Genomic DNA, 20052 nt, shown 5'->3' on the forward strand with positions numbered 1-20052 from the left:
GGGGGATCAGTCGGTGGGCAGGGGGGCCAGCGGGGAGACCAGTCCGGCGTCGCGCAGCTCGGTCCAGAACGCCGCGGGGACGGTCTCGTCGAGGGCCGCGACGTCCTCGGCGATGCGGCTGGGCCGGGTCGCACCCGGGATCACGGCGGCGGTCGCCGGATGGGCGAGGGCGAACTGCAGGGCAGCCGCCTTGACGCTGATGCCGTGCCGCTGGGCGAGCTCCTTGATGCGCGTGACCTTCTCGACGATGTGCGCGGGCGCGTCCTGGTATTCGAAGTGGGTGCCGCCCGCGAGGATGCCGGAGCTGTACGGGCCGCCGACGACGAGGTCGACGCCCTGGTCGACCGCCGTGGGGAGCAGCCGCTGCAGGGCGCGGTCGTGGTCCAGCAGGGTGTAGCGCCCGGCGAGCAGGAAGGCGTCCGGCTTCGGCTCGTCCAGCTCGAGGGTGAGCTCGATGGGCTCGACGCGGTTGACGCCGAGTCCCCAAGCCTTGATCACGCCCTCGTCGCGCAGCCGCTGCAGGACGCGGAAGGCGCCGGTGCGGGCACTCTCGTAGACGGCGAGCCAATCGTCGCCGTGGAAGTCCTGGGCGACGTCGTGGACCCAGACGATGTCGAGCCGGTCGGTGCGCAGGCGCCGCAGGCTGTCCTCGATCGACCGCAGGGTGGCGTCGGCCGTCCACTCGTGCACCATCTTGTTGGGGCGGCCGTGTTCGAACAGGCCGCCCTTCTCGCCGAGGTCACGGGTGGCGGGGTCCTCCACCTCGTCGAGGATGACGCGACCCACCTTCGTGCTGAGCACGTACTGGTCGCGGGGGCGTCCGGCGAGCCCGTCGCCGAGGCGTATCTCCGCCAGGCCGGAGCCGTAGAAGGGGGCGGTGTCGTAGTAACGGATGCCGTGGTCCCAGGCGGCGTCGACGGTCGCGGCGGCCTCCTCGGTGGAGACGTCGCGGAACATGCTGCCCAGCGGTGCCGTGCCCAAGCCGAGGCGACCGGGGAGCAGAGACTTGATGGTCATGAAAGGTCCTTGCGAAGAGGGGGAGGGGGCGGACTCATGGCTTTCGGCCGGGCCGCCGTTCTTGCGTCTTCGACAGTAGGATTGCCACTTCAGACTGTCCAAGACTCTCTTGGATAGAGTTGAGTCCTCGGAGGTCTTACGTGCTTGACCTGCGCCAACTGCGCTACTTCATTGCGGTGGCCGAGACCGAACACGTCGGCCGCGCCGCCGAGCAGCTCCACATCTCGCAGTCTCCTCTCAGTCGGCAGATCGCCCAACTGGAGAAGAACCTCGGCCTCACCCTGTTCGAGCGCAGCCAGCAGCGCATCCGGCTCACCCGCGACGGCGCGATCTTCCTCAGCGAGGCCCGGGCCCTGCTGCGCCACGCCGACCGGCTGGAGAACCTGGGCCGCCGGCTGGGCAGAGGCGAAGAGGGCGGCCTGTGCATCGGCTATGTCGCCGACGCCATGCACACGGGTGTGCTGCCGGGGGCGCTGCGCCGGCTGCAGGAGGAGAGCCCCGGCATCCATGTCGCGCTGTACAGCATGCCCGCGGCCGAGCAATTCGAGGGACTGCGCCAGCGCAGCCTCGACATCGCCCTGGTGCGGGAGCCACCGGACCGCGACGACCCCGTGCTCCGGGCCGCGCCGTTGCTGGAGGACCCGTTGCTGCTCGTCCTTCCGGCGGGCCACCCGCTGGCCGCGAGCGAGACGATCTCGGCGCGGGACCTGGACGGCCAGCCGTGGATCGCGGTCGAGGAGCCGGGCGACCCGGTATGGCGGGACACCTTCGTCGCCGCGTGTGTCGCCTCCGGCTTCACGCCCGACATCCGGCTCGACGCCGCGGACCCGCTGACGGCACTCGGCCTGGTGGCCTCCGGCCTCGGGCTGGCGCTGGTGCAGAAGAGCATGGTGCGCGGGGCGACGGACGCCGTGGCCGTGCGCACACTGCCCTGGCACGAGGCGTCCGTTCACCTGTGGGCGGTCTGGCATCACATCGATCTGCGGCCGGTCGTCGCCTCGTTCCGCGAGACGGTGCTGTCGGATGAGCGGGAGATGGGCGCGGGGCCACTGGCCGGTGGGCTCGCCTCCGGGGTGTGAGATCAGCCGGGGAGCCCACACCCCGGAATCCGGAGTGAGGAAGCGTCAAGGGGCGATGCCTCCAAGGACGCCACGGCCGCGACCAGGGTGGTGAGCCTCGGGTCCCGGCCGGCCAGGTCGAGCGCTTCGCGCAGGGCGCCTTCGTATGTCGGCCGGGCCTGGCGGAGCAGTACCAGACCGGCCTCGGTGACGTTGGTGTAGATCCCGCGCCGGTCGGTGGGGCACAGGTAGCGGGAGAGGAGTTCGCGGTCCTCGAGCCGGGTGACCAGGCGGGTGGTGGCGCTCTGGCTGAGGGCGACGGCCTCGGCGACCTGCTTCATCTGCAGATGCCCGTTCTCCCCGTCGTGCTGTCGGCTCAGCACGTCCAGAACCGCGTACTCGCGGGCGCTGAGCCCGTGGCGGGTGTGCAGGGCCCCCTCGAGATGCGTCTCGATCCTGCTGTGCAGCAGTGACAGGGCGCACCAGCTCTGGGCGAGGGGAGTGGCGGCGAGGTCCGGCGTGGCCATGGGTGCCTCCTGGGTGGGGCGGGGTGAGTCGGGATGGGGCGGGGCCGGGGCCCCGCGGCGGTGACGGTGACGTGATACACAGCCTGAGCAATATAGCGCGCTTGCAATTAGTGTGTATGCAAGTATCGTGGACGCTCGTAAAGGGCGGTAGCAATCACTTGGAGTGAACTTTCATGCCCATCGCACTGCTGGCCCTCGCCATCGGGGCCTTCGGGATCGGAACCACCGAGTTCGTGATCATGGGGCTGCTGCCCGAGGTCGCCGGGGACTTCGGTGTGTCCATCCCCACCGCCGGGTTCCTGGTGACCGGCTACGCGCTCGGCGTCGTGGTCGGCGCACCGCTGATGACCGCGCTCGGTACGAAGATCTCCCGCAAGCACATGCTGATGCTGCTCATGGCGCTGTTCGTGGTGGGCAATCTGCTCTCCGCGCTCGCCCCCGTCTTCGGCGTGATGGCCGTAGGACGGATCGTCGCCTCCTTCGCGCACGGCGCGTTCTTCGGCATCGGATCGGTCGTCGCGGCCGACCTGGTCGCGCCCGAGAAGAAGGCCGGTGCCATCTCGATGATGTTCACCGGCCTGACCGTCGCCAACGTCGTCGGTGTGCCGCTGGGCACCTCGATCGGCCAGTCGATGGGGTGGCGGACCACCTTCTTCCTCGTCGCGGCTCTCGGTGTGATCGGGCTGGCGGGCATCGCCAAGCTCGTTCCCGATATCCCCAAGCCGGAGGGTGTGCACCTGGTCCATGAGCTGGCCGCCTTCCGCAACGCGCAGGTGCTGCTGGCCATGGCGATGACCGTGCTCGGCTTCGGCGGTGTCTTCGCCGCGATCACCTACATCTCGCCGATGATGACCGAGGTCGCCGGCTTCGCGGACTCCTCCGTCACCTGGCTGCTGGTCCTCTTCGGGCTCGGCATGGTCGGCGGCAACCTCCTCGGAGGCCGGTTCGCCGACCGGGCGCTGATGCCGATGCTGTACGTGTCGCTGGGCGCGCTCGCGCTGGTCCTGGCCGCGTTCACCTTCACCGCCCACAACAAGATCGCGGCCGCCATCTCCATCGCTCTCGTCGGCGCCCTGGGCTTCGCGACCGTGCCCCCGCTGCAGAAGCGGGTACTGGACCACGCGGCGGGTGCGCCCACCCTCGCCTCCGCCGTCAACATCGGCGCCTTCAACCTGGGCAACGCGCTCTCGGCCTGGCTCGGCGGCCTGGTGATCTCGGCCGGACTCGGCTACACGGCCCCCAACTGGGTCGGCGCCATCCTCGCCGGATCCGCCCTGGCCCTCGCCGTCCTCTCCGCCGCCCTGGAGCGCCGCGACGCCCGCCACATCCACGACGGCGCGACCGCCGAACCGGCCCGTGTTTCGACTGCCCGGCACTGAGTTACCCGTCACCGAACAGCACCACCACCATCAAGGAGACCCACCCGCCATGAGCACCACCGAGACCGCCGTCGCCCCGCTGACCACTCAGGACGCCGAGGCCCTCGTCCAGGCCGCCCGCGCCGCCGCCGAGGCGGCCGGGGTGACGGCCGCGATCAGCGTCCTCGACGCCGGTGGCCACCTCCTGGCCTTCCGGCGCGACGACCGGGCCGTACTGATCGCGGGGGAGACCAGCACCCGCAAGGCGTTCACCGCGCTCCAGCTCAACGCCCCCACCGCGGACCTGGTCGACGCGGTCCAGCCCGGCGGCGCCTTCCACACCCTGCCCACCGCCCTCGACCGCCCGCTGCTGTTCCTCGCCGGTGGCGTCCCGGTCCACCGCGACGGCCGGCTGATCGGCGCGATCGGCGTGGGCGGCGGCGCGCCCGAGCAGGACCACGGGATCGCCACCACCGCGCTCGCGACCCTCGGCTGACCCCCGAACCACACCACATACCCGCAATCACAAGCGAACCGAGAAGGACACCATGACCTCCGTACCCAACCTCACCCTCCACACCGGCCTTGAGATCCCGCAGCTGGGCTTCGGCGTCTTCCAGGTGGAGGACGCGCAGACCACCGACGCGGTGCTCTCCGCCATCGAGGCCGGCTACCGCAGCATCGACACCGCGGCCATCTACGGCAACGAGGCCGGGGTCGGCCGTGCCCTGGCCACCTCCGGCGTCCCCCGCGAGGAGCTGTTCCTCACCACCAAGCTGTGGAACGCCGACCAGGGATACGACTCCACCCTCGCGGCCTTCGACGCCAGCGTGGCCAAGCTGGGCACCGACTATGTGGACCTCTACCTGATCCACTGGCCCACCCCCGCCCGCGACCTCTACCTGGACACGTGGCGCGCCCTGGAGAAGCTGCTGGCCGACGGCCGCACCCGCGCCATCGGCGTGTCCAACTTCCAGCCCGCCCATCTGCAGCGGCTGCTCGACCACAGCGGTGTGGTCCCGGTCATCAACCAGGTCGAGCTGCACCCCTACCTCCAGCAGGGAGAGCTGCGGGACTTCCACGCCCAGCACAAGATCGCCACCGAGGCGTGGAGCCCGCTGGCCCAGGGCGCCCTTCTCCAGGATTCCGCCCTCGCCGCGATAGCGCAGCGGCACGGCAAGACGCCCGCGCAGGTGGTCCTGCGCTGGCATCTGCAGCTGGGGAACGTCGTGATCCCCAAGTCCGTGACCCCCGCCCGCATCCGGGAGAACATCGACGTCTTCGACTTCACCCTCACCTCCGAGGACATCGAGGCGATCAACGCTCTCGACCGTGGTCAGCGCACCGGGCCCGACCCCGACACCCTCAACTGACCCCGTAACCCCTCTCCACCGCGCCGCTGTGGCCGTGCTCATCAGCCGGCCGCGGCGGCGCGGCCCGTTCCCGCCCCTGATTCCCCTCCTCCTCACCCCCGTTTCCCCTCTCCTGGAAGCCGTCTACGCGTCATGTCCACTGCCCTGAGCCGCCTGACACACCCCCACGGCGGACGCCTCACCCTCGGCCTGGAACTCCCCCTGGACAACGACTGGGGACAGTCCCGGCTGGCCACCGACCGGAAGGCGGGCCGCCCCTTCGGCGTGCCGTCCCTCGACGCACACGCCCAACTCGCCCGCCTCGCCGACCAGTCCGGGTTCGCCGCCCTGTGGGTCCGCGACGTCCCGCTGTACGACCCGCTGCACTTCGGCGACGCCGGGTCGGTGTTCGAAACCTTCACCCACCTGGGCCACCTCGCGGCGATCACCGAACGCGCCGTCCTCGGCACCGCGGCCGTCGTCCTGCCACTGCGTCGGCCACTCCTGGTCGCCAAGGCGGCCGCGACCGTCGACGTGCTGTCCGGCGGGCGCTTCATCCTCGGCCTGGCCAGCGGTGACCGTCCCGTCGAATACCCGCTCTTCGACGTCGAGTTCACCACCCGCGCCGAAACCTTCCGCAACGGCGTCGAGGTGCTGCGCACCGCCTGGTCCACCCCGCCGCCCGGCCAGGGGCTGGAACTGCCGCGGCTCGGCCTCACCGCCGACCGGCAACTCGACGTGCTGCCCAAACCCACCGCCGGGACCATCCCGATCGCGGTCGCGGGCAACGCCCAGCAGAGCCCGGAGTGGATCGCCGAACACGTCGACGCGAGCCTCAACTACCCCCGCGACCTCGGAGCGCTCCGCTTGAAGACGGAAAAGTGGCGGCGGCTGACGGCCGACCACCCCAAGCCCTATCTGACCCCCATGATGCTCGACCTCCTGCCCGACCCCGCGGCCCCCGCCACCGCCATCCGGCTCGGACTCCGCACCGGCCGGGACGGCCTCGTGGAACACCTGGAGAAGATGTCCGCCCTCGGCGTCGCGCATGTCTCCTTCAACCTGCGACCGGGCGACCGCCCCATCGAAGACGTACTGGCCGAACTCACCGACCACGTACTGCCGCGTTTCCCCTCACCGGTCGTCGCCGAGGGGCCCGTGGCGGGGTAGGCCGCCACATTCGTTTGTCCCACGTGGTAGACACAGCGTTCATCTCGTGAGAAAAAAGGTTCCAGCCCGGCGCCCCTACGGCGCCACGGGCAGCAGTGGCCGACCTTCTGAACGAGCAGTGACGTGCCTAGCGCAAGGGAGCAGGCGAATTGAGCAGGATGGGCGCGGTCGCGTCCTCGGCAGCCGCATCATCACCACCGAGGACGACCACTTTCACTCTCGACGGGGTCGGCAAGGTCTACCCGGGTGTCGTCGCCGTCTCCGACGTCACCCTCAGTGGCTATGCGGGCGAGGTGCTCGCCATCTGCGGTGCGAACGGCGCCGGCAAGTCGACGCTCACCAAACTGCTGGCCGGTCAGGAGCGCCCCACCAGCGGGCGCGTGATCGTGGACGGATACGACGGTGAGATCACCACACCCTCCGCGGCCCTGGACGCCGGAGTGCTCCTCATGCATCAGGAGCCGGTCATCGTGGACACGTTCACCGTCCAGGAGAACGTCTGGCTGACCGGCCTCAGCTCGGCCGGCCGCCGGAAGCCGTGGCAACGCGTCGGCGGCCGCGACCGCGCGGACCGCACTCGCGCGGCCCTCGGCGTGGTCGGGATGCGCGACGTGGACCTCGGTATGCCGGCCGGACGGCTCGGCCCCGGCCCCCGTCAGATGGTGGCGCTCAGCCGGTCCCAGGTGAACGAGCACCGTGTGCTGCTGCTGGACGAGACCACCGCCTCCACCACGGAGGAGCACTTCAAGGACGTCGAGGCACTCGTGCGCAAGGAGCGCGAAGCCGGTGCCACGGTTGTCTTCGTCTCGCACCGCATGCCGGAGGTGTTCGCGCTCGCCGACCGCATCGCGGTCATGCGCAACGGCTCCCTCGTCGACGTCGTCGACAGGGCGGACACGACCCCCGACGAGATCATGACGCTCATGATCGGCGAGGCCGTGATGGCCCTCGAGCCACCGGAGCCGGTGTCCGCGTCCGCCGCCCCCGCCCTGCTGGAGGTGCTGGACGTGTCCTCGGGATCCGCGTCCGGCATCTCCTTCTCGGTGCGGGAAGGCGAGATCGTCGGTATCTACGGTCTGGTCGGCAGCGGGCGCAGCTCCCTCGCCCGGTCGATTTCGGGGCATCAGCACCGCGACACCGGCACGGTACGGGTGCGTGGCCGCGAGGTGAACCCGCGCTCACCGCGGGCAGCCCTGCGCCAGGGGATCGCCTACCTCAGCGAGGACCGCAGGCGCGAGGGCTTCGTCAAGGACTTCGACAACGCCGCCAACCTCACGCTGAGCACGCTCGGCGCGTTCTCGACCGGCGGAGTGATGCACACCCGCCGTGAGCGCCGCCGGGTGGCGCGGCTGGTCTCCGACTACCGCATCAAGGGCGGCGCCGAGCGGCTGACCAGCTCGCTCTCCGGTGGCAACCAGCAGAAGGTCTGCATCGCCAAGGCGCTCGAGAGCGAGCCCGAGGTCCTCGTGCTGGACGAACCGACCAAGGGCATCGACGTCGGTGCCCGGTTGAACATCTACCAGATCGTGCGGGGCCTTTCGCAGCGGCGCAAGGCGGTCGTCGTCGTCACCAGCGAGGCCGAAGAGGCCCTGGCTCTGTGCAACCGGGTGATCGTGCTGCGCGACGGCGTCATCGCCGGCGAGTTCGTCTCGAAGACCAGCACCACCGACGACTTGACCCGTACCGCCCTCGGAGGAGAAGTCCAGTGAGCCACGACACCGCGCCCAGGACGGTCGCCGTACCACCCGCGGCCCATGAAGAAGCGCCCACCGGCGGCCTGACGCTCCGCCGCGCCGGGCAATGGGCGAAGGAGCAGTACCCGCTCTACATCCTCGTGGCGCTGCTGGTCTTCGCCGGCTTCACCTCCGACGCCTTCTTCTCCTCGTACAACATGTCCAACCTGCTGCTGCAGGTCTCGGTGATCGGCATCGTCACCCTCGCGCAGTTCCTCATCGTGCTCACCGGTGGCATCGACATCTCCGTCGGCGCGGTCGCCGGGCTCGCCGGTGTGCTCTCCGCCGGTCTCTTCGGCGGCGGGAACACCTTGCTCGCGGTGGCGGTGGCGATCGTGCTGGGCGGCGCCATCGGTGTCTTCAACGGCTACCTCATCGCCTACCGCGGGCTCGAAGCCTTCATCGTGACCCTCGGCATGCTCGCGCTGGGCCGCGGGCTCGTCTACGCCTACACCGAGGGCCAGCCGATCGCACCCCACGCCGCCGACTTCCGCACCATCGCCACGACGGCGATCGCCGGCGTCCCCGTGCTCGGCATCGTCTGGATCGTGTCCGCGATGGCCATGGCCTTCCTCACCCGCCGCACCGTGTTCGGGCGCCGTGTGTACGCGCTCGGCAGCAGCCGGGAGGCCGCCCACGCCGCCGGTGTGCCGGTGAAGGCCACCATGATCTCGGTGTATGCGATCGCCGGCGTACTGGTCGGCTTCGCGGGCTTCCTGCTCGCCGCCCGCATCGGCGCGGCCACTCCGACCGGTGGGGACAACTACGAGATCGATTCGATCGCGGCGGTGGTCATCGGCGGTGCCAGCCTCGTGGGCGGCCGGGGGCGGGTGCTCGGAGCGTTCCTGGGCACGCTCATCTTCGGCGTGATCTCCAACCTGCTGGTGCTGCTCAATGTCTCCACATTCCTGCAGGACGCCTTCCGCGGGGCCCTGATCATCTTCGCGATGGTCCTCACCACCGTCCAGTTCACCCGGCGCCGTCGGCAGAAGACCGCACGTTCCTGATCCCGGCGCATGACCCGACACGACACGGAGACCTGCATGACAACCATGCGACGGGGCTCGCTCGCCGCACTGTCGGCGGCGGTGATCGGCCTGGCCGGCTGTTCGACCATCGGTGGCAAGGCGTCCTCCAGCGGCCCCAAGGAGGCCAAGGACACCACCGACGTCACCATCGGATTCTCCCAACGGCAGCTGGACGCACCCTACTTCGCGGCCATGGTCGACGCGGCCAGGAAGAAGGCCAGGCAGCGGGGTTTCCACCTGGAGGTGCAGAACGCCGACGGTGACGCCGTCACCCAGCTGAACCAGGCCCAGACCCTGGTGGCTCAGGGCATTGATGTGCTCGTGGTCGACGCGATGAGCCCGAAAACGCAGAAGGTACAGCTCAAGGACGTGGCGGGGGAGGTGCCCCTCGTCTTCGTCGACACGGGCATCGAGGGGGTCGGCGTCACCTCCGTCTCCTCAGACAACTACGCGATCGGCAAGCTCTCCGGCCGGCTCGCGGCCAAGCGGTTCCACCACGGCTCGACGATCAGCCTGGCCATCCTCAACGGTGGCCCGGACGACGAGATCGTCGGCCCCGACCGCCAGCGGGGATTTCTCGATGGCCTGCGCGCCGGTGGCGTCAACTACCGTGTCGTGGGCAGGACTTCCGCGAACTACTCACAGGACGCCGCGGTACCGGCCACCGAGTCGATCCTCGCGGCGCACCGGAACGTCGACCTGATCGTCGGCCTCAACGACTCGATGACGCTCGGGGCCCTCAGCACACTGCGCGACAAGGGCAATAAGAAGACGCTGGTGGCCGCCGCGGCGGACGGCCAGAAGCAGGCGCTCCAGGAGATCAAGGCGGGTGGGTGCGAGGGCCGGTACATCTCCACCGGTCTGAACTCGCCGAAGCTCGCCGCCGACCTGGCTTTCGACATCGCGCTGCGGATCGGCACCGGTGACGTGGCGCCGAAGGACATCAAGAAGCAGCGGTACACCAAGGCCGCGGGCATCAACTGCGAGAACGTGGACGACTTCCTCGACCCGCACTCCGTGTTCTGATCCCGGGCGGGCCACCGTCGGGCCGCGACCATACGGCAGGGGCCGGAATCGTGAGATTCCGGCCCCTGCCGTATGGGATGCGATCGGTCAATCGCGTTGGTAAGCCGTGTCCGGCATGTCGCCGTTGATGGTGTAGCCACCGTCGACCGAGAGCGTCGCTCCGGTGGAGTACGAGGCGTCCTCGGAGGCCAGGTAGGCGATCGCCGCGGCCACCTGCTCCGCGCGGGCGACCGCGCCGAGCGGGATGCGGCGGTTCAGCGAGGCCACGACGTCGTCCGTGTAGAGAGGCGTGGTCAGCGCGGACCAGGTCGCTCCGGGACGCACCGAGTTGACCGTGATGCCGTACTCGGCCCACTCGCCCGCGAGGGTGAAGGTGAGCGCGTCGATCCCGCCCTTGGAGGCGGCGTAGGCGGCCGCCTCGCGCAGCGAGATCACCGAGTGGATCGACGAGACGTTGACGATACGGCCCGGCTGCTTCGCCGCCACCATATGCCGCGCGACCGCGGTCGCCATGAGGAACGTGCCCCGCAGGTTGACGCCGAGCACCGTGTCGAAGTCTTCCACGCCCATCTCGAGGGCGGGGGAGATACGAAGGATGCCCGCGCTGTTGACGAGCGAGAACGGGACGCCGAGCGTGGCCACCACGTCGTCCACGGCGGTCCGCACCTGGTCACCGTCGGAGACGTCCACCGCGAAGGGCGTGGCGGAGCCACCGGCGTCGGCGATCGTGCGCGCGGACTCCTCGGCGCGCTCGGCCGAGATGTCGAAGACGGCGACGGAGCCGCCCTCGCTCGCGATGCGCTCGGCCGCGGCCCGGCCGATGCCCGCCCCCGCCCCGGTGACGATCGCGACGCGATCGGTGAATCGGCTCATGCCACGCCCTTTCCCTCGTCCGGCACGGTGATCAGCACCGGCACACCCCGTTCGTCGACATCGACCGGCACCTCGTCCTCGGCGATCTCGTGCACGCCGAGCGTGAACTGGGCGCTCAGCGTCGATCCGCCGGCGATCACGGGCACGCCGGGGCGCTCCAGCCTCTCGCCGAGCGGCATGAACGGCGAGATGGAATGCGGTTCGACCGCCACGATGTGTTCGGTGCCCCACCAGGGGTAGTCGCCGGGTGCGTGGCACTCCTGCCACACCCAAATCTCGGGGAACAGCTCGGACTGCCAGCTCATCGTCGCCACCAGGCCGCAGCCGGGTGAGCGCAGCCCGAACCACCCGCCGGTGACGGTGGCGTAACCGAGGTCGGCCGTCGGGCCATCGCCCGGCGCGAGCTCGAGGGCTCCCACGCCCGGGGCCACGGCGGGCACCCGTCGCGTTTCGCCCGGTGCCATCCACTGCCGGGCGCCGAAGTCCTCCGGGTGCGCGGTGAGTTCCTCGAAGGGGCCGTACACGGTGGCCGCGCGGGCCACGGTCGCGGTGTTGAAGGCGGGATGCAGGCCCCAGTTCGAGGGGAGGTCCCGCGTCGACAGATTCTCCACCTCACTTCGGAAACGCAGTACGGAGCCGTCGAGCGAGAAGGTCTTCGTCATACGGAACGGGTAGCGGGCGAGTCGGGTGACGCACCGTAGCGCGGTCCCCTCCTCCATCTCCACGGTCCCGGCCGTCCAGGAGCGGCGAGCCGCCTCACCGTGGAACGGCAGCGGAGCGCCGTGCACGGTGGTCGGTGGTCCCGCGTTCGGGAACAACTCCTGCACGCCGCCCGCGTAGTTGTCGAAGAACGACACGTCGCTCGCGTCCGCCGCGTCGGACGCCGGCACCCGGTCCACCCAGCGCGGGTTGCGCCACAGGATCTCCTCGCCGGTGGCCTTCCAGACCAGTGAGAGGATGTCGGTGCCCCGGGCCGGGTTCACCAGCACCGTGACCGCGTCGTTCTCCAGTGTCCACGCACCGCCGTCGACGGGCCGGACCGCTGTTTCGCTGGCCATGCTCACTCCCATCCGATGACCGACTTGCCGACGCTGCCCGCGGCGAAGTCCGCGAAGGCATCGGGGCCCTCCTCGATCGAGGAGACGCTGGTGATGATCGGAGCGAGGTCGACACCGAGCCGGCCGGCCTCCGCCACGGCCTCCATCATCAGCGGCACGCTGAAGACGAACATGCCGCGCAGGGTCACCTGACGCATGATCAGGTCCGGCACCGGGTCGATGGCGAAGTCGGGGCCGAGCCCCACGAACACCACCGTGCCCCAGGTCTTCACGACCTCGACGGCGGTACGGCGGCCATGGACGTTCCCGGAGGTGTCGATGACGGCGTTCGCGCCCCCGGGTACCACGGTCTCGATGTCGAAGCCCGCGGCATCATGGATGTCGGAGTAGCCGAGGCTTTCGGCGAAGGCGCGGCGTTCCGGGCTCGGGTCGGTGCCGACGGCGCGCAGCCCGAATGCCTTGGCCCAGGCGAGCACGGCGAGCCCGACCGGGCCGACGCCGATGACGACCACGGTCTCGCCCGGCCGCACCTCCGAGCGGAGCAGCGCCTGGTAGGCGGTCGTGGCACCGCAGGCGAGGAACGCGCCGACGGGGAAGCTCACCTCGTCGGGCAGCACCACGCAGTCCTTGGCCGTGACGACCAGCTCGTCCTGGCAGCCACCGGGCCGGTTGAGCGAGTACACCCGTGCACCGCGCTCGCAGTGCACGTCCCAGCCGCGCCGACAGCTTTCACACTGGCCGCAGCCGGAGTAGTGCTGTACCGCGACACGGTCGCCCACCTCGGGGTGGCTCACGCCGGGGCCGACCGCCTTGACCACTCCGGCGATCTCATGGCCGGGCGTCATCTCGGGCGAGCGCGGCTGAGTCGCCCGCCGCATCTCCTCGTGCGTCATATGGAAGTAGTGCAGGTCGCTTCCGCACAGCCCTGCGGCCTTCACATCGAGGATCAGCTCGCCCGGTCCGGGCTCGGGGAGCGGGGCGTCGACGACGGCGACCCTCTCCTTCGCGGCGAACCGCAGCGCACGAACCGTGGCGGTCGGCGCGGTGGTGGTCGTCATGGTGTCTCCTTTCCTGGGGCGCGGGAGGCGCGGGGTGCGGGTCGGCGCAGTGCCGAGATGTCCGCGGCGTACAGCACCGAGTCGGTGGTGACGGCGGGGTCGACGGTGCCGAGTGGCGGCGAACAGCAGAGGTAGAGAACGGACTGGTCGGCGCCGCCGAGGGCGACCGCGTAGGCGCTGAGGCCGCCGGTTTCGACGAAGGCGAGGGGGGTGCCGTCCGGCGCGAGCAGCTGTGCGCCGTGCCCGATCGAGGAGGCGACCCAGATCCGGTCGTGTGCGTCGATGGCCAGACCGTCGGGCAGTACGGGCAGCTCGCGGGTGGCGCGTTCGATGTCGAGGTGGCCGGGCGGGCTGCCGAACTGCTTCCACACCCGCGGCTCCCCGAGCGTGGGTTGCCCGTCGCTGCCCCAGGTCACCGGCCACGAGGAGATGCGTCCGGCGAAGGTCTCGGCCACGAGCAGCCGTCGGCGGTCGGCGGTGAGCACCATGCCGTTGGGGAAGTTAAGGCCGTGGCCCTGCAGATCGGCTCCGCCGTCGGGGGAGATCCGCACCAGGGCCGTCTCGCGCAGGGATGCGGGCTCGGCGTCCGTATTGCCGAAGTTGCCGACGAGGGCCCAGCCGGACTCGGTGACGATCATGTCGTTGGCGACGCCCTCGATGAGGTCGCCGAAGCGCGACACGGTGGTGAGGGCCCGGCCGTCCCACCGCAGCAGGGCGCGCTCCAGCATCGAAACGACGAGCAGCGAGCCGTCGGGCGTGAATCCGAGCCCGGACGGGCGGCCCGGCACCTCGCACACCGTGCGCACCTCATGACGGGTGGTCGGCGAGCGTCCCGCGCGGAAGGCGAGTACGCGCTGGCTGTAGAAGTCGGAGGCGAACAGCTCGCCGTCGCGCCATCGGGGCCCCTCGAGGAAGGTGAACCCGCCGGCGACGGGATTGGCGTGGACGGTCGTCACCGATGGGCACATAGGGCTCCTGTTCGTCGTGGCACCGCGACGAGCGATCACGAAGGCGGCCACGGTACATTCTCATGGTGCGGACTAGTTGTCTAGTGAGTGAGAATTTATGGGCGGCGGTGCGACCCGGTGTGCGGTGCGGTTACGCACGCTCCCGCGCGAACCAGGGCTCCAGGCTCCGATAGGCGTCCAGGAACTCCCGGTGGCGCGCGGCGTAGTCGCGGTGCCGGTCCGCGGACGGGGTGAACTCCGCCTCTACCGTTGAGAGTTCGCGGGCCACCTCGAACCCGTCGACCAGGCCGCTGCCCACGGCGGCGGTGACGGCGGCACCGAGGCTGTTGGCCTCCTCGACGATGCTGCGGCGGCGTACGCGGGCTCCCCAGACGTCGGCGAGGATGCGCAGCCAGGTGTCGCTCGCCGCGCCCCCGCCGATGGCGTCGACGCGGTCGACCGGATGCCCGGCCTCGCGGAAGGCGGTGACGCAGGTCGCCAGGTTGAAGGCGACTCCCTCCAGGACGGCCTTCGTCAGATGCGCGGGGCCATGGTGCCGGGAGAGTCCGACGAAGGCGCCGCGGGCGTCGGCGTTCCAGTACGGCGAGCGCTCGCCGAGCAGATGGGGCAGGAAGTAGAGCCCCGTGGTGTCGGCGTCCTCGATCCGCGCGAGGGTGCGGGCGATGCGCTCCGTGCCGTCGTCAGGGCGCAGCACATGCGCGATCCACTCGAGTGAGGCGCCGCCCGCCTGCATGGTGGCCGTCGGCACGTAGTGTCCGGGCAGGACGTGGTTGAACGTCATGGTGCGCATGGCCGGGTCGTACAGCGGCCGCCGGGCCGACATCGAGATCCACGAGGAGGAGCCGAGGTAGGTGTAGGCGCTGTCGTCGGATGTCAGCACCCCGGCGCCGAGCGCGGCGAGGGGGCCGTCTCCGCCGCCGATGACGACGGGGACTCCGGCGGGCACCCCGGTCTCCTCCGCGACGTGCGCACGGACCCGGCCGACGACCGAGGTGGACTCCACGATGTCGGGCAGCAGGCCCGGGTCGATGGCTGCCGCGTCGAGCACGGCTCGCGACCAGACGCCCGCCCGCTGGTCGAAGGCGTTGGTGCTGGAGGCGTCGGAGGGATCGGTGGCGAGCGCGCCGGTCAGACGCTGGACGATGTAGTCCTTGGCCAGGCATACGTGGGCCACCCGACGGAAGGTCCGTGGTTCGTTGTCGCGTACCCACATGACCTTGGCCAGTGAGTAGGTGGGATGGATCCGGTGCCCCAGCAGCCGGTAGGCGCGCTCCTCGCCGAGTACGGCGGCCAGCGTCCTCGCCTGCTCGGCGCTGCGGTGGTCGGCCCAGATCATCGCGGGCCGCACGGGCCGGTGCGCGCGGTCGAGCAGCACGGCCCCCATCATCTGGCCGCTGAACCCGATGACGCTGATCCGCTCCCGGGGTGTCCCGCTGCGGACGAGCAGTTCACGGCCGGCTTGGCAGACGGCCTGCCACCAGGAGTCGGGGTCCTGTTCCGCGATGCCGCCGCCGCGGAAGTCGGTGTCGTAGCGCACGGTCACCGCCGCCACCAGCCGGCCGTCGTCGGTGTGCAGGGACGCCTTGTTCCCGGTGGTGCCGAGGTCATGGGCGATGATCACGGATGTCTCTCCAGCTTCCTGGTGTCCGGGCGTGGCCTTCCGTGACCCGGGTGGTCACGCCGTGGAGCCCGCGGCGGATCTCGTCGCACATGGGGAGTGCGCGGACGGCCCTGGCCGTCGAGGTGGCGCCCTGTCGATGGAGCGCTGACGCAGGTCACTGTCATCCTGTCCGTACAGGATGTCAAGAGCGATTGATCCGCACTCCGGGCTCCGGGCCCCAGGCCGTGAAGGGGCGTGAGGGGAGTCGAGGGGGTGTGAGGAGCTTCGAGGGGGCTTCAGGGATCGCGGCAAAGGCGGCGGACCCGATGTCGCGTCAGGTCCGCCGCCGAGGTGGGAGTTCGGTGAAGATCAGAGGGCGGGAGTCAGGCGCGGCCGAAGCCGGCCACGCCGCGGGCCGGTCACCGGGAGCTGTCGCTCACCAGCATCGACGGTGGCGCTCCGGCCCGGCGCCGCCTGCGGACATGCACCTGGAAACGGCTGCGGTCCGCGCGGTGGTAAGCCGTGAAGTACTCCACCGGCCTGCCCTCCTGGTCCCAGGCGGTGCTGCGCAGGAGCAGCACCGGATCGTGGGCGTCCACGCCGAGCGCCTCGGCCACCGACGGGGCGGCGGGCACCGCCTCCACCAGACGCCTGCCATGGTCCAGGCTGACGCCGTACTTGTCCTCCAGGAGGGCGTAGAGCGACTGGCGCGTCAGGTCTTCGTCGAGCAGTCCGGGCGCCACCTGGTGCGGCAGCCAGGTGCTGGTCAGCGCCCACGGCTCGTCGTTGACGTAGCGCAGTCGCTCCAGATGGAGCAGCGGCGAGCCCTCCTCGACCTCCAGCTCGCGGGCGGCGTCCGCCGTCGCGGGGGCGAACTCCAGCCGGCGCACCGTGCTGACCAGCACGGAACCGCGGGCGGCCACATCCTCGTACAGGCCCGTCATCGACTGGAAGAGCGACTCGTCGACCTTGCGGGCGGCCACGAACGTGCCCTGCCCCTTGCGCCGCACGATGCGGCCCTCGCCCTCCAGTTCGTCGAGGGCCTGGCGCACGACGGTCCGGGAGACGCCGTACTGCTCGCACAGGCTCACCTCACCGGGCAGGCGCTCACCCACCTTCCAGACGCTGCCGAGCTGCGGCAGCAGCAACTCCTTGAGCTGCGCGTAGAAGGGCAGTGCGGCGCTGCGGTCAATCCGTCCGGGTTCCACGACGCCAAGCGTAGCGCTAGGCAGGAAGACAACAGCCCGTCCTCTTGACATCCTGTACGTACAGGACGTCTTATCGCTGCCGGAGTCCACGCGAGGAGACATCATGTCCTGGTATCAGGGTGCCCGGATAGCGGTCACCGGAGCCGCCGGAGGCATCGGACGGGCCACCTGCGCGCACCTGGCCGGTCTGGGCGCCGAGGTGTACGCCCTCGATCTCACCGAATCGCCCGTCGGGCGATCCATCCGCTGCGATGTCACCGACGAGGACAGTGTGGCGGCCGCGATCGCCACCGTTCTCACCGAGGGCGGCCGGATCGACGGTCTCGTCGCGGCCGCCGGGGTGGTCGAGGACGACGTACCCGCGGAGCGGATGAGCGCCGCCGAGTTCGACCGGGTGCTCGGCGTCAATCTGAGGGGGACGTTCCTCAGCTGCGCCGCGGCCGCCCGGCGGATGCTCGACGGGGCAGGGGGCCGGATCGTCACGGTCTCCTCGATGTCCGGCACTCATATCGTCAACCACCCGCAGAAGCAGTCCGCGTACAACGCCTCCAAGGCCGCGGTGAGCGCGCTGACGCGTTCGCTGGCCGTCGAATGGGGCCCGCGCGGCGTGCGGGTCAACAGCGTCGCGCCCGGCTATGTCGCCACCGCGCTCAACGACCTCAAGCAGCACCTGCACACGCGCTGGAAGGAGGGCACCGTCGCCGGACGGTTCGCGGAACCCGAGGAGATCGCCGCGGCCATCGCCTGGCTGCTCGGTGACGAGGCCGCCTACTGCGTGGGCACGGAACTGCTGATGGACGGGGGCTTCGCACTCCGATGAGCACATCGAGCACATCGAGGACACCGGGCGGCGCAGGGGAACGGGGAACGATGGACCGGCGGGTGACCGTGACCGCGGACGGTGAGGTCATCGTGGAGGAGGTGGCACGTGCGCGGCCCGCGGCCGGCGAGGCGCGGGTACGCACCCTGCTGACCGGCATCTGCGGCTCGGACGTACACGCCCGCCGCGGCGAACACCCCTTCATCTCCCGGCCGTACCACCCGGGACACGAGGCCGTCGGCGTGGTCGCCGGCATCGGCCCCGGCGTCACCTCCGTGGCCGAGGGGGACCGGGTGCTGCTCGAGCCCAATCTGGTGTGCGGGACCTGCCGCCACTGCCGCTCCGGCCGCTACAACATCTGCGGGGGACTGCGCGTGGTCGGCTGTCAGACGGCCGGGGCGATGGCGGACAGCTTCACCGTTTCCGCCGACCGGCTGCACCGGGTGCCCGATCGGCTCACCGATGTCCAGGCCGTGCTCGTCGAACCGCTGGCCACTCCCGTCCACGCGGTGCGCCAGGCCGGGGACCTCGTCGGCGGGGGCGTGCTGGTCCTCGGCGCCGGGCCGATCGGGCTGCTCACCGCCCTGGCCGCGCGCGCGGCGGGCGCGCGGACCGTGATCGTCACCGACCCGGTGGCGGCGAAGCGGGACCGGGCGGTGCGGCTGGGAGCGGACGCGGCGCTCGCGTCCGGCACCCCCGGTCTGCCGGACCTGGTCAGGGAGCGGCTCGGCGGCGGCGCGGACGTGGTGTTCGACTGCGTATCCGTGTCCGCCTCGATCACCCAGGCCGTCCAGTCCGTCGAGAAGGGCGGCACCGTCATGGTCGTCGGCGTGCCCCAGGGCCCGTCGAGTGTCCCGCTGGACCTCGTCCAGGACCGCGAGATCACCGTGCGGGGCTCCCTCATGTACGTCGGGGAGGACGTGCGCGCCGCGATGTCGCTGCTCGAGACCGGCGTCGTACCGGCTGACGAGTTCGTCACCGCCACCTTCCCCCTGGAGCGAGCGGACGAGGCGTTCCGGGCCGCCGGTGGCCCGGACCAGATGAAGGTGCTGGTGACGGTCGGCTGACCGGCCCGCCGACGCACCGAAACCGTCAGAACCGAGGAGACGGCGTGAAAGCCATCGTCTACGACCGACCGTATGCGTTCCGCTACACCGACCTGCCGGATCCCGAGCCGGGCCCGGCCGAGGTACGTCTGCGCGTCCTGTCCGCGGGGGTCTGCGGCACGGATGCCCATCTCCACCGCGGTGAGTTCTCCCCCCGTTATCCGCTCACCCCCGGACACGAGGTGGTGGGCGAGGTGGAGTCGATGGGGGAAGGGGTGACGACTCTCGCCGTCGGACAGCGCGTCGCCCTCAACAACCGTGTCTCATGCGGTACGTGCGCCAACTGCCGCCGCGCCAGACCGGCCTTCTGCACCCGGCTGCGCGACCACGGTGTCACACGGCCGGGCGGCTTCGCCGAAATGATCGTGGTGCCCGCGTCCCACTGCCACCCCGCCGATGACATCCCCCTGGACGTCGTGGCCTTCGCCGAGCCCGTCGCGTGTGCCGTGCACGGCATGGACGTGCTCGCCCCGCAACCCGGCAGCGATGTCCTCGTCTTCGGCGCCGGCACCACCGGGCTGCTGCTCGCGCAGTTGCTGGCCGCCAGTGGCGCGGGGCGGGTGACCGTCGCGGCGCCGACCGAGGCCAAGCTGAAACTGGCACGGGACTTCGGCGCCGACGAGACGGTGGTCATGGACCGCCACGACGCCTCGGCCTCCCGCGTCGCGCTGCGCACACTGGCACCCGACGGCTTCGACACCGTTGTGGACGCGACCGGCGCCCTCGCCGTGATCGAGCAGTGCCTGCCGCTCACCCGCGATGGCGGGACCGTCTTCCTCTACGGCATGGCCGGGGAGCGCGAACGTATCGAACTCTCCCCGCACGAGATCTTCAGCCGGGAGCTGACCGTCCGCGGATCCTTCACCCAGGCGTTCAGCTTCGATCGCGCGCTGCGGGTCCTGCGCACGGGCCGGGTGCGCACCGACGGCATGATCACCCATCGGTTCGGGCTGGACTCCTACGGCGCCGCCCTCGACGCCGTCCGGGACGACCGCGGCTGCATCAAGGCGGTCATCCACCCCTGACCCGGGACGTATGCGCATTGGCCCCTACAGAACGCGGCCGACCTCGGCGGGCGAGGTCGGCCGCGTC

The 20052-nt window shown here is 70.7% G+C and carries 19 protein-coding genes; 11 read left to right on the top strand and 8 right to left on the bottom strand.

Annotation, left to right across the window (positions count from 1 at the left end; genetic code table 11):
• Positions 1–6: 6 nt before the first annotated feature.
• Entirely contained in the window at positions 7–1017 is a 1011-nt protein-coding gene (locus tag J5X86_RS15155) for an aldo/keto reductase (RefSeq protein ID WP_208517312.1), read from the bottom strand.
• 140 nt (positions 1018–1157) lie between these two features.
• On the opposite strand from J5X86_RS15155, the gene J5X86_RS15160 reads away from it, so the two are divergent.
• Complete coding sequence (locus J5X86_RS15160; RefSeq protein WP_208517313.1) at positions 1158–2096, top strand: LysR substrate-binding domain-containing protein; 939 nt, start codon at positions 1158–1160, stop codon at positions 2094–2096.
• 2 nt (positions 2097–2098) lie between these two features.
• On the opposite strand, the gene J5X86_RS15165 is transcribed toward J5X86_RS15160, so the two are convergent.
• Positions 2099–2602, bottom strand: coding sequence for a MarR family winged helix-turn-helix transcriptional regulator (locus J5X86_RS15165; RefSeq protein ID WP_208517314.1), 504 nt, complete (start codon positions 2600–2602; stop codon positions 2099–2101).
• Between the two features lie 173 nt (positions 2603–2775).
• Between J5X86_RS15165 and J5X86_RS15170 the strand changes: the two genes are divergently transcribed.
• The 7 genes from J5X86_RS15170 to J5X86_RS15200 all read left to right on the top strand — a co-directional run bounded on the left by J5X86_RS15170 (position 2776) and on the right by J5X86_RS15200 (position 10269).
• Positions 2776–3981, top strand: coding sequence for an MFS transporter (locus J5X86_RS15170; protein WP_208517315.1), 1206 nt, complete (start codon positions 2776–2778; stop codon positions 3979–3981).
• 49 nt (positions 3982–4030) lie between these two features.
• Complete coding sequence (locus tag J5X86_RS15175; RefSeq protein ID WP_208517316.1) at positions 4031–4456, top strand: heme-binding protein; 426 nt, start codon at positions 4031–4033, stop codon at positions 4454–4456.
• Between the two features lie 52 nt (positions 4457–4508).
• On the top strand, positions 4509–5333 hold the full coding sequence (locus J5X86_RS15180) for an aldo/keto reductase (RefSeq protein WP_208517317.1): 825 nt from the start codon (positions 4509–4511) through the stop codon (positions 5331–5333).
• A 132-nt stretch (positions 5334–5465) separates the two neighbouring features.
• Positions 5466–6482 carry an LLM class oxidoreductase gene (locus tag J5X86_RS15185; RefSeq protein ID WP_208517318.1) on the top strand — a complete coding sequence of 339 codons (1017 nt, stop codon included), beginning with the start codon at positions 5466–5468 and terminating at the stop codon, positions 6480–6482.
• Between the two features lie 158 nt (positions 6483–6640).
• Entirely contained in the window at positions 6641–8191 is a 1551-nt protein-coding gene (locus tag J5X86_RS15190) for a sugar ABC transporter ATP-binding protein (protein ID WP_243980485.1), read from the top strand.
• Positions 8188–9222 (top strand): ABC transporter permease, encoded by a 1035-nt coding sequence (locus J5X86_RS15195; protein WP_208517320.1) that lies wholly within the window; start codon positions 8188–8190, stop codon positions 9220–9222. Before J5X86_RS15190 ends, J5X86_RS15195 begins: the two co-directional genes overlap by 4 nt.
• A gap of 36 nt (positions 9223–9258) precedes the next feature.
• Positions 9259–10269 carry a substrate-binding domain-containing protein gene (locus J5X86_RS15200; protein ID WP_208517321.1) on the top strand — a complete coding sequence of 337 codons (1011 nt, stop codon included), beginning with the start codon at positions 9259–9261 and terminating at the stop codon, positions 10267–10269.
• 87 nt (positions 10270–10356) lie between these two features.
• Here the strand turns inward: J5X86_RS15200 and J5X86_RS15205 are convergent, their stop codons facing one another.
• The 6 genes from J5X86_RS15205 to J5X86_RS15230 all read right to left on the bottom strand — a co-directional run bounded on the left by J5X86_RS15205 (position 10357) and on the right by J5X86_RS15230 (position 17034).
• Positions 10357–11142 carry an SDR family NAD(P)-dependent oxidoreductase gene (locus J5X86_RS15205; protein ID WP_208517322.1) on the bottom strand — a complete coding sequence of 262 codons (786 nt, stop codon included), beginning with the start codon at positions 11140–11142 and terminating at the stop codon, positions 10357–10359.
• Positions 11139–12200: a hypothetical protein gene (locus J5X86_RS15210; RefSeq protein ID WP_208517323.1), complete on the bottom strand. Its 1062-nt coding sequence runs from the start codon at positions 12198–12200 to the stop codon at positions 11139–11141. Before J5X86_RS15210 ends, J5X86_RS15205 begins: the two co-directional genes overlap by 4 nt.
• A gap of 2 nt (positions 12201–12202) precedes the next feature.
• Positions 12203–13258 (bottom strand): alcohol dehydrogenase catalytic domain-containing protein, encoded by a 1056-nt coding sequence (locus tag J5X86_RS15215; protein WP_208517324.1) that lies wholly within the window; start codon positions 13256–13258, stop codon positions 12203–12205.
• The gene (locus J5X86_RS15220) at positions 13255–14214 is read right to left on the bottom strand and encodes an SMP-30/gluconolactonase/LRE family protein (protein WP_208517325.1); all 960 of its coding nucleotides are present in this window, start codon (positions 14212–14214) and stop codon (positions 13255–13257) included. The genes J5X86_RS15215 and J5X86_RS15220 overlap by 4 nt, the downstream gene beginning before the upstream one ends.
• A 142-nt stretch (positions 14215–14356) precedes the next feature.
• Positions 14357–15847 carry a xylulokinase gene (gene xylB, locus J5X86_RS15225; protein WP_208517326.1) on the bottom strand — a complete coding sequence of 497 codons (1491 nt, stop codon included), beginning with the start codon at positions 15845–15847 and terminating at the stop codon, positions 14357–14359.
• Between the two features lie 398 nt (positions 15848–16245).
• Positions 16246–17034 carry a GntR family transcriptional regulator gene (locus J5X86_RS15230; protein ID WP_308124559.1) on the bottom strand — a complete coding sequence of 263 codons (789 nt, stop codon included), beginning with the start codon at positions 17032–17034 and terminating at the stop codon, positions 16246–16248.
• A 103-nt stretch (positions 17035–17137) separates the two neighbouring features.
• Between J5X86_RS15230 and J5X86_RS15235 the strand changes: the two genes are divergently transcribed.
• The 3 genes from J5X86_RS15235 to J5X86_RS15245 all read left to right on the top strand — a co-directional run bounded on the left by J5X86_RS15235 (position 17138) and on the right by J5X86_RS15245 (position 19985).
• Positions 17138–17854, top strand: coding sequence for an SDR family NAD(P)-dependent oxidoreductase (locus J5X86_RS15235; protein WP_208517328.1), 717 nt, complete (start codon positions 17138–17140; stop codon positions 17852–17854).
• 62 nt (positions 17855–17916) lie between these two features.
• Positions 17917–18921, top strand: coding sequence for a zinc-binding dehydrogenase (locus J5X86_RS15240; protein ID WP_308124560.1), 1005 nt, complete (start codon positions 17917–17919; stop codon positions 18919–18921).
• A gap of 44 nt (positions 18922–18965) precedes the next feature.
• A complete protein-coding gene (locus J5X86_RS15245) occupies positions 18966–19985 on the top strand; it encodes a zinc-dependent alcohol dehydrogenase family protein (protein ID WP_208517330.1) in 1020 nt (339 codons plus the stop codon).
• The last annotated feature ends 67 nt before the right edge of the window (positions 19986–20052 follow it).

The sequence above is a fragment of the Streptomyces sp. NEAU-YJ-81 genome (assembly GCF_017592595.1).
In the GTDB taxonomy this organism is placed as follows: Bacteria; Actinomycetota; Actinomycetes; order Streptomycetales; family Streptomycetaceae; genus Streptomyces; species Streptomyces hygroscopicus_B.

Excerpts from the sequence above, each read along its gene's own strand:
- J5X86_RS15155 (WP_208517312.1), bottom strand. The coding sequence starts at position 1,017 with ATGACCATCAAGTCTCTGCTCCCCGGTCGCCTCGGCTTGGGCACGGCA.
- J5X86_RS15165 (WP_208517314.1), bottom strand. The coding sequence starts at position 2,602 with ATGGCCACGCCGGACCTCGCCGCCACTCCCCTCGCCCAGAGCTGGTGC.
- J5X86_RS15170 (WP_208517315.1), top strand. The coding sequence starts at position 2,776 with ATGCCCATCGCACTGCTGGCCCTCGCCATCGGGGCCTTCGGGATCGGA.
- J5X86_RS15175 (WP_208517316.1), top strand. The coding sequence starts at position 4,031 with ATGAGCACCACCGAGACCGCCGTCGCCCCGCTGACCACTCAGGACGCC.
- J5X86_RS15180 (WP_208517317.1), top strand. The coding sequence starts at position 4,509 with ATGACCTCCGTACCCAACCTCACCCTCCACACCGGCCTTGAGATCCCG.
- J5X86_RS15185 (WP_208517318.1), top strand. The coding sequence starts at position 5,466 with ATGTCCACTGCCCTGAGCCGCCTGACACACCCCCACGGCGGACGCCTC.
- J5X86_RS15190 (WP_243980485.1), top strand. The coding sequence starts at position 6,641 with ATGGGCGCGGTCGCGTCCTCGGCAGCCGCATCATCACCACCGAGGACG.
- J5X86_RS15200 (WP_208517321.1), top strand. The coding sequence starts at position 9,259 with ATGACAACCATGCGACGGGGCTCGCTCGCCGCACTGTCGGCGGCGGTG.
- J5X86_RS15205 (WP_208517322.1), bottom strand. The coding sequence starts at position 11,142 with ATGAGCCGATTCACCGATCGCGTCGCGATCGTCACCGGGGCGGGGGCG.
- J5X86_RS15210 (WP_208517323.1), bottom strand. The coding sequence starts at position 12,200 with ATGGCCAGCGAAACAGCGGTCCGGCCCGTCGACGGCGGTGCGTGGACA.
- J5X86_RS15215 (WP_208517324.1), bottom strand. The coding sequence starts at position 13,258 with ATGACGACCACCACCGCGCCGACCGCCACGGTTCGTGCGCTGCGGTTC.
- J5X86_RS15235 (WP_208517328.1), top strand. The coding sequence starts at position 17,138 with ATGTCCTGGTATCAGGGTGCCCGGATAGCGGTCACCGGAGCCGCCGGA.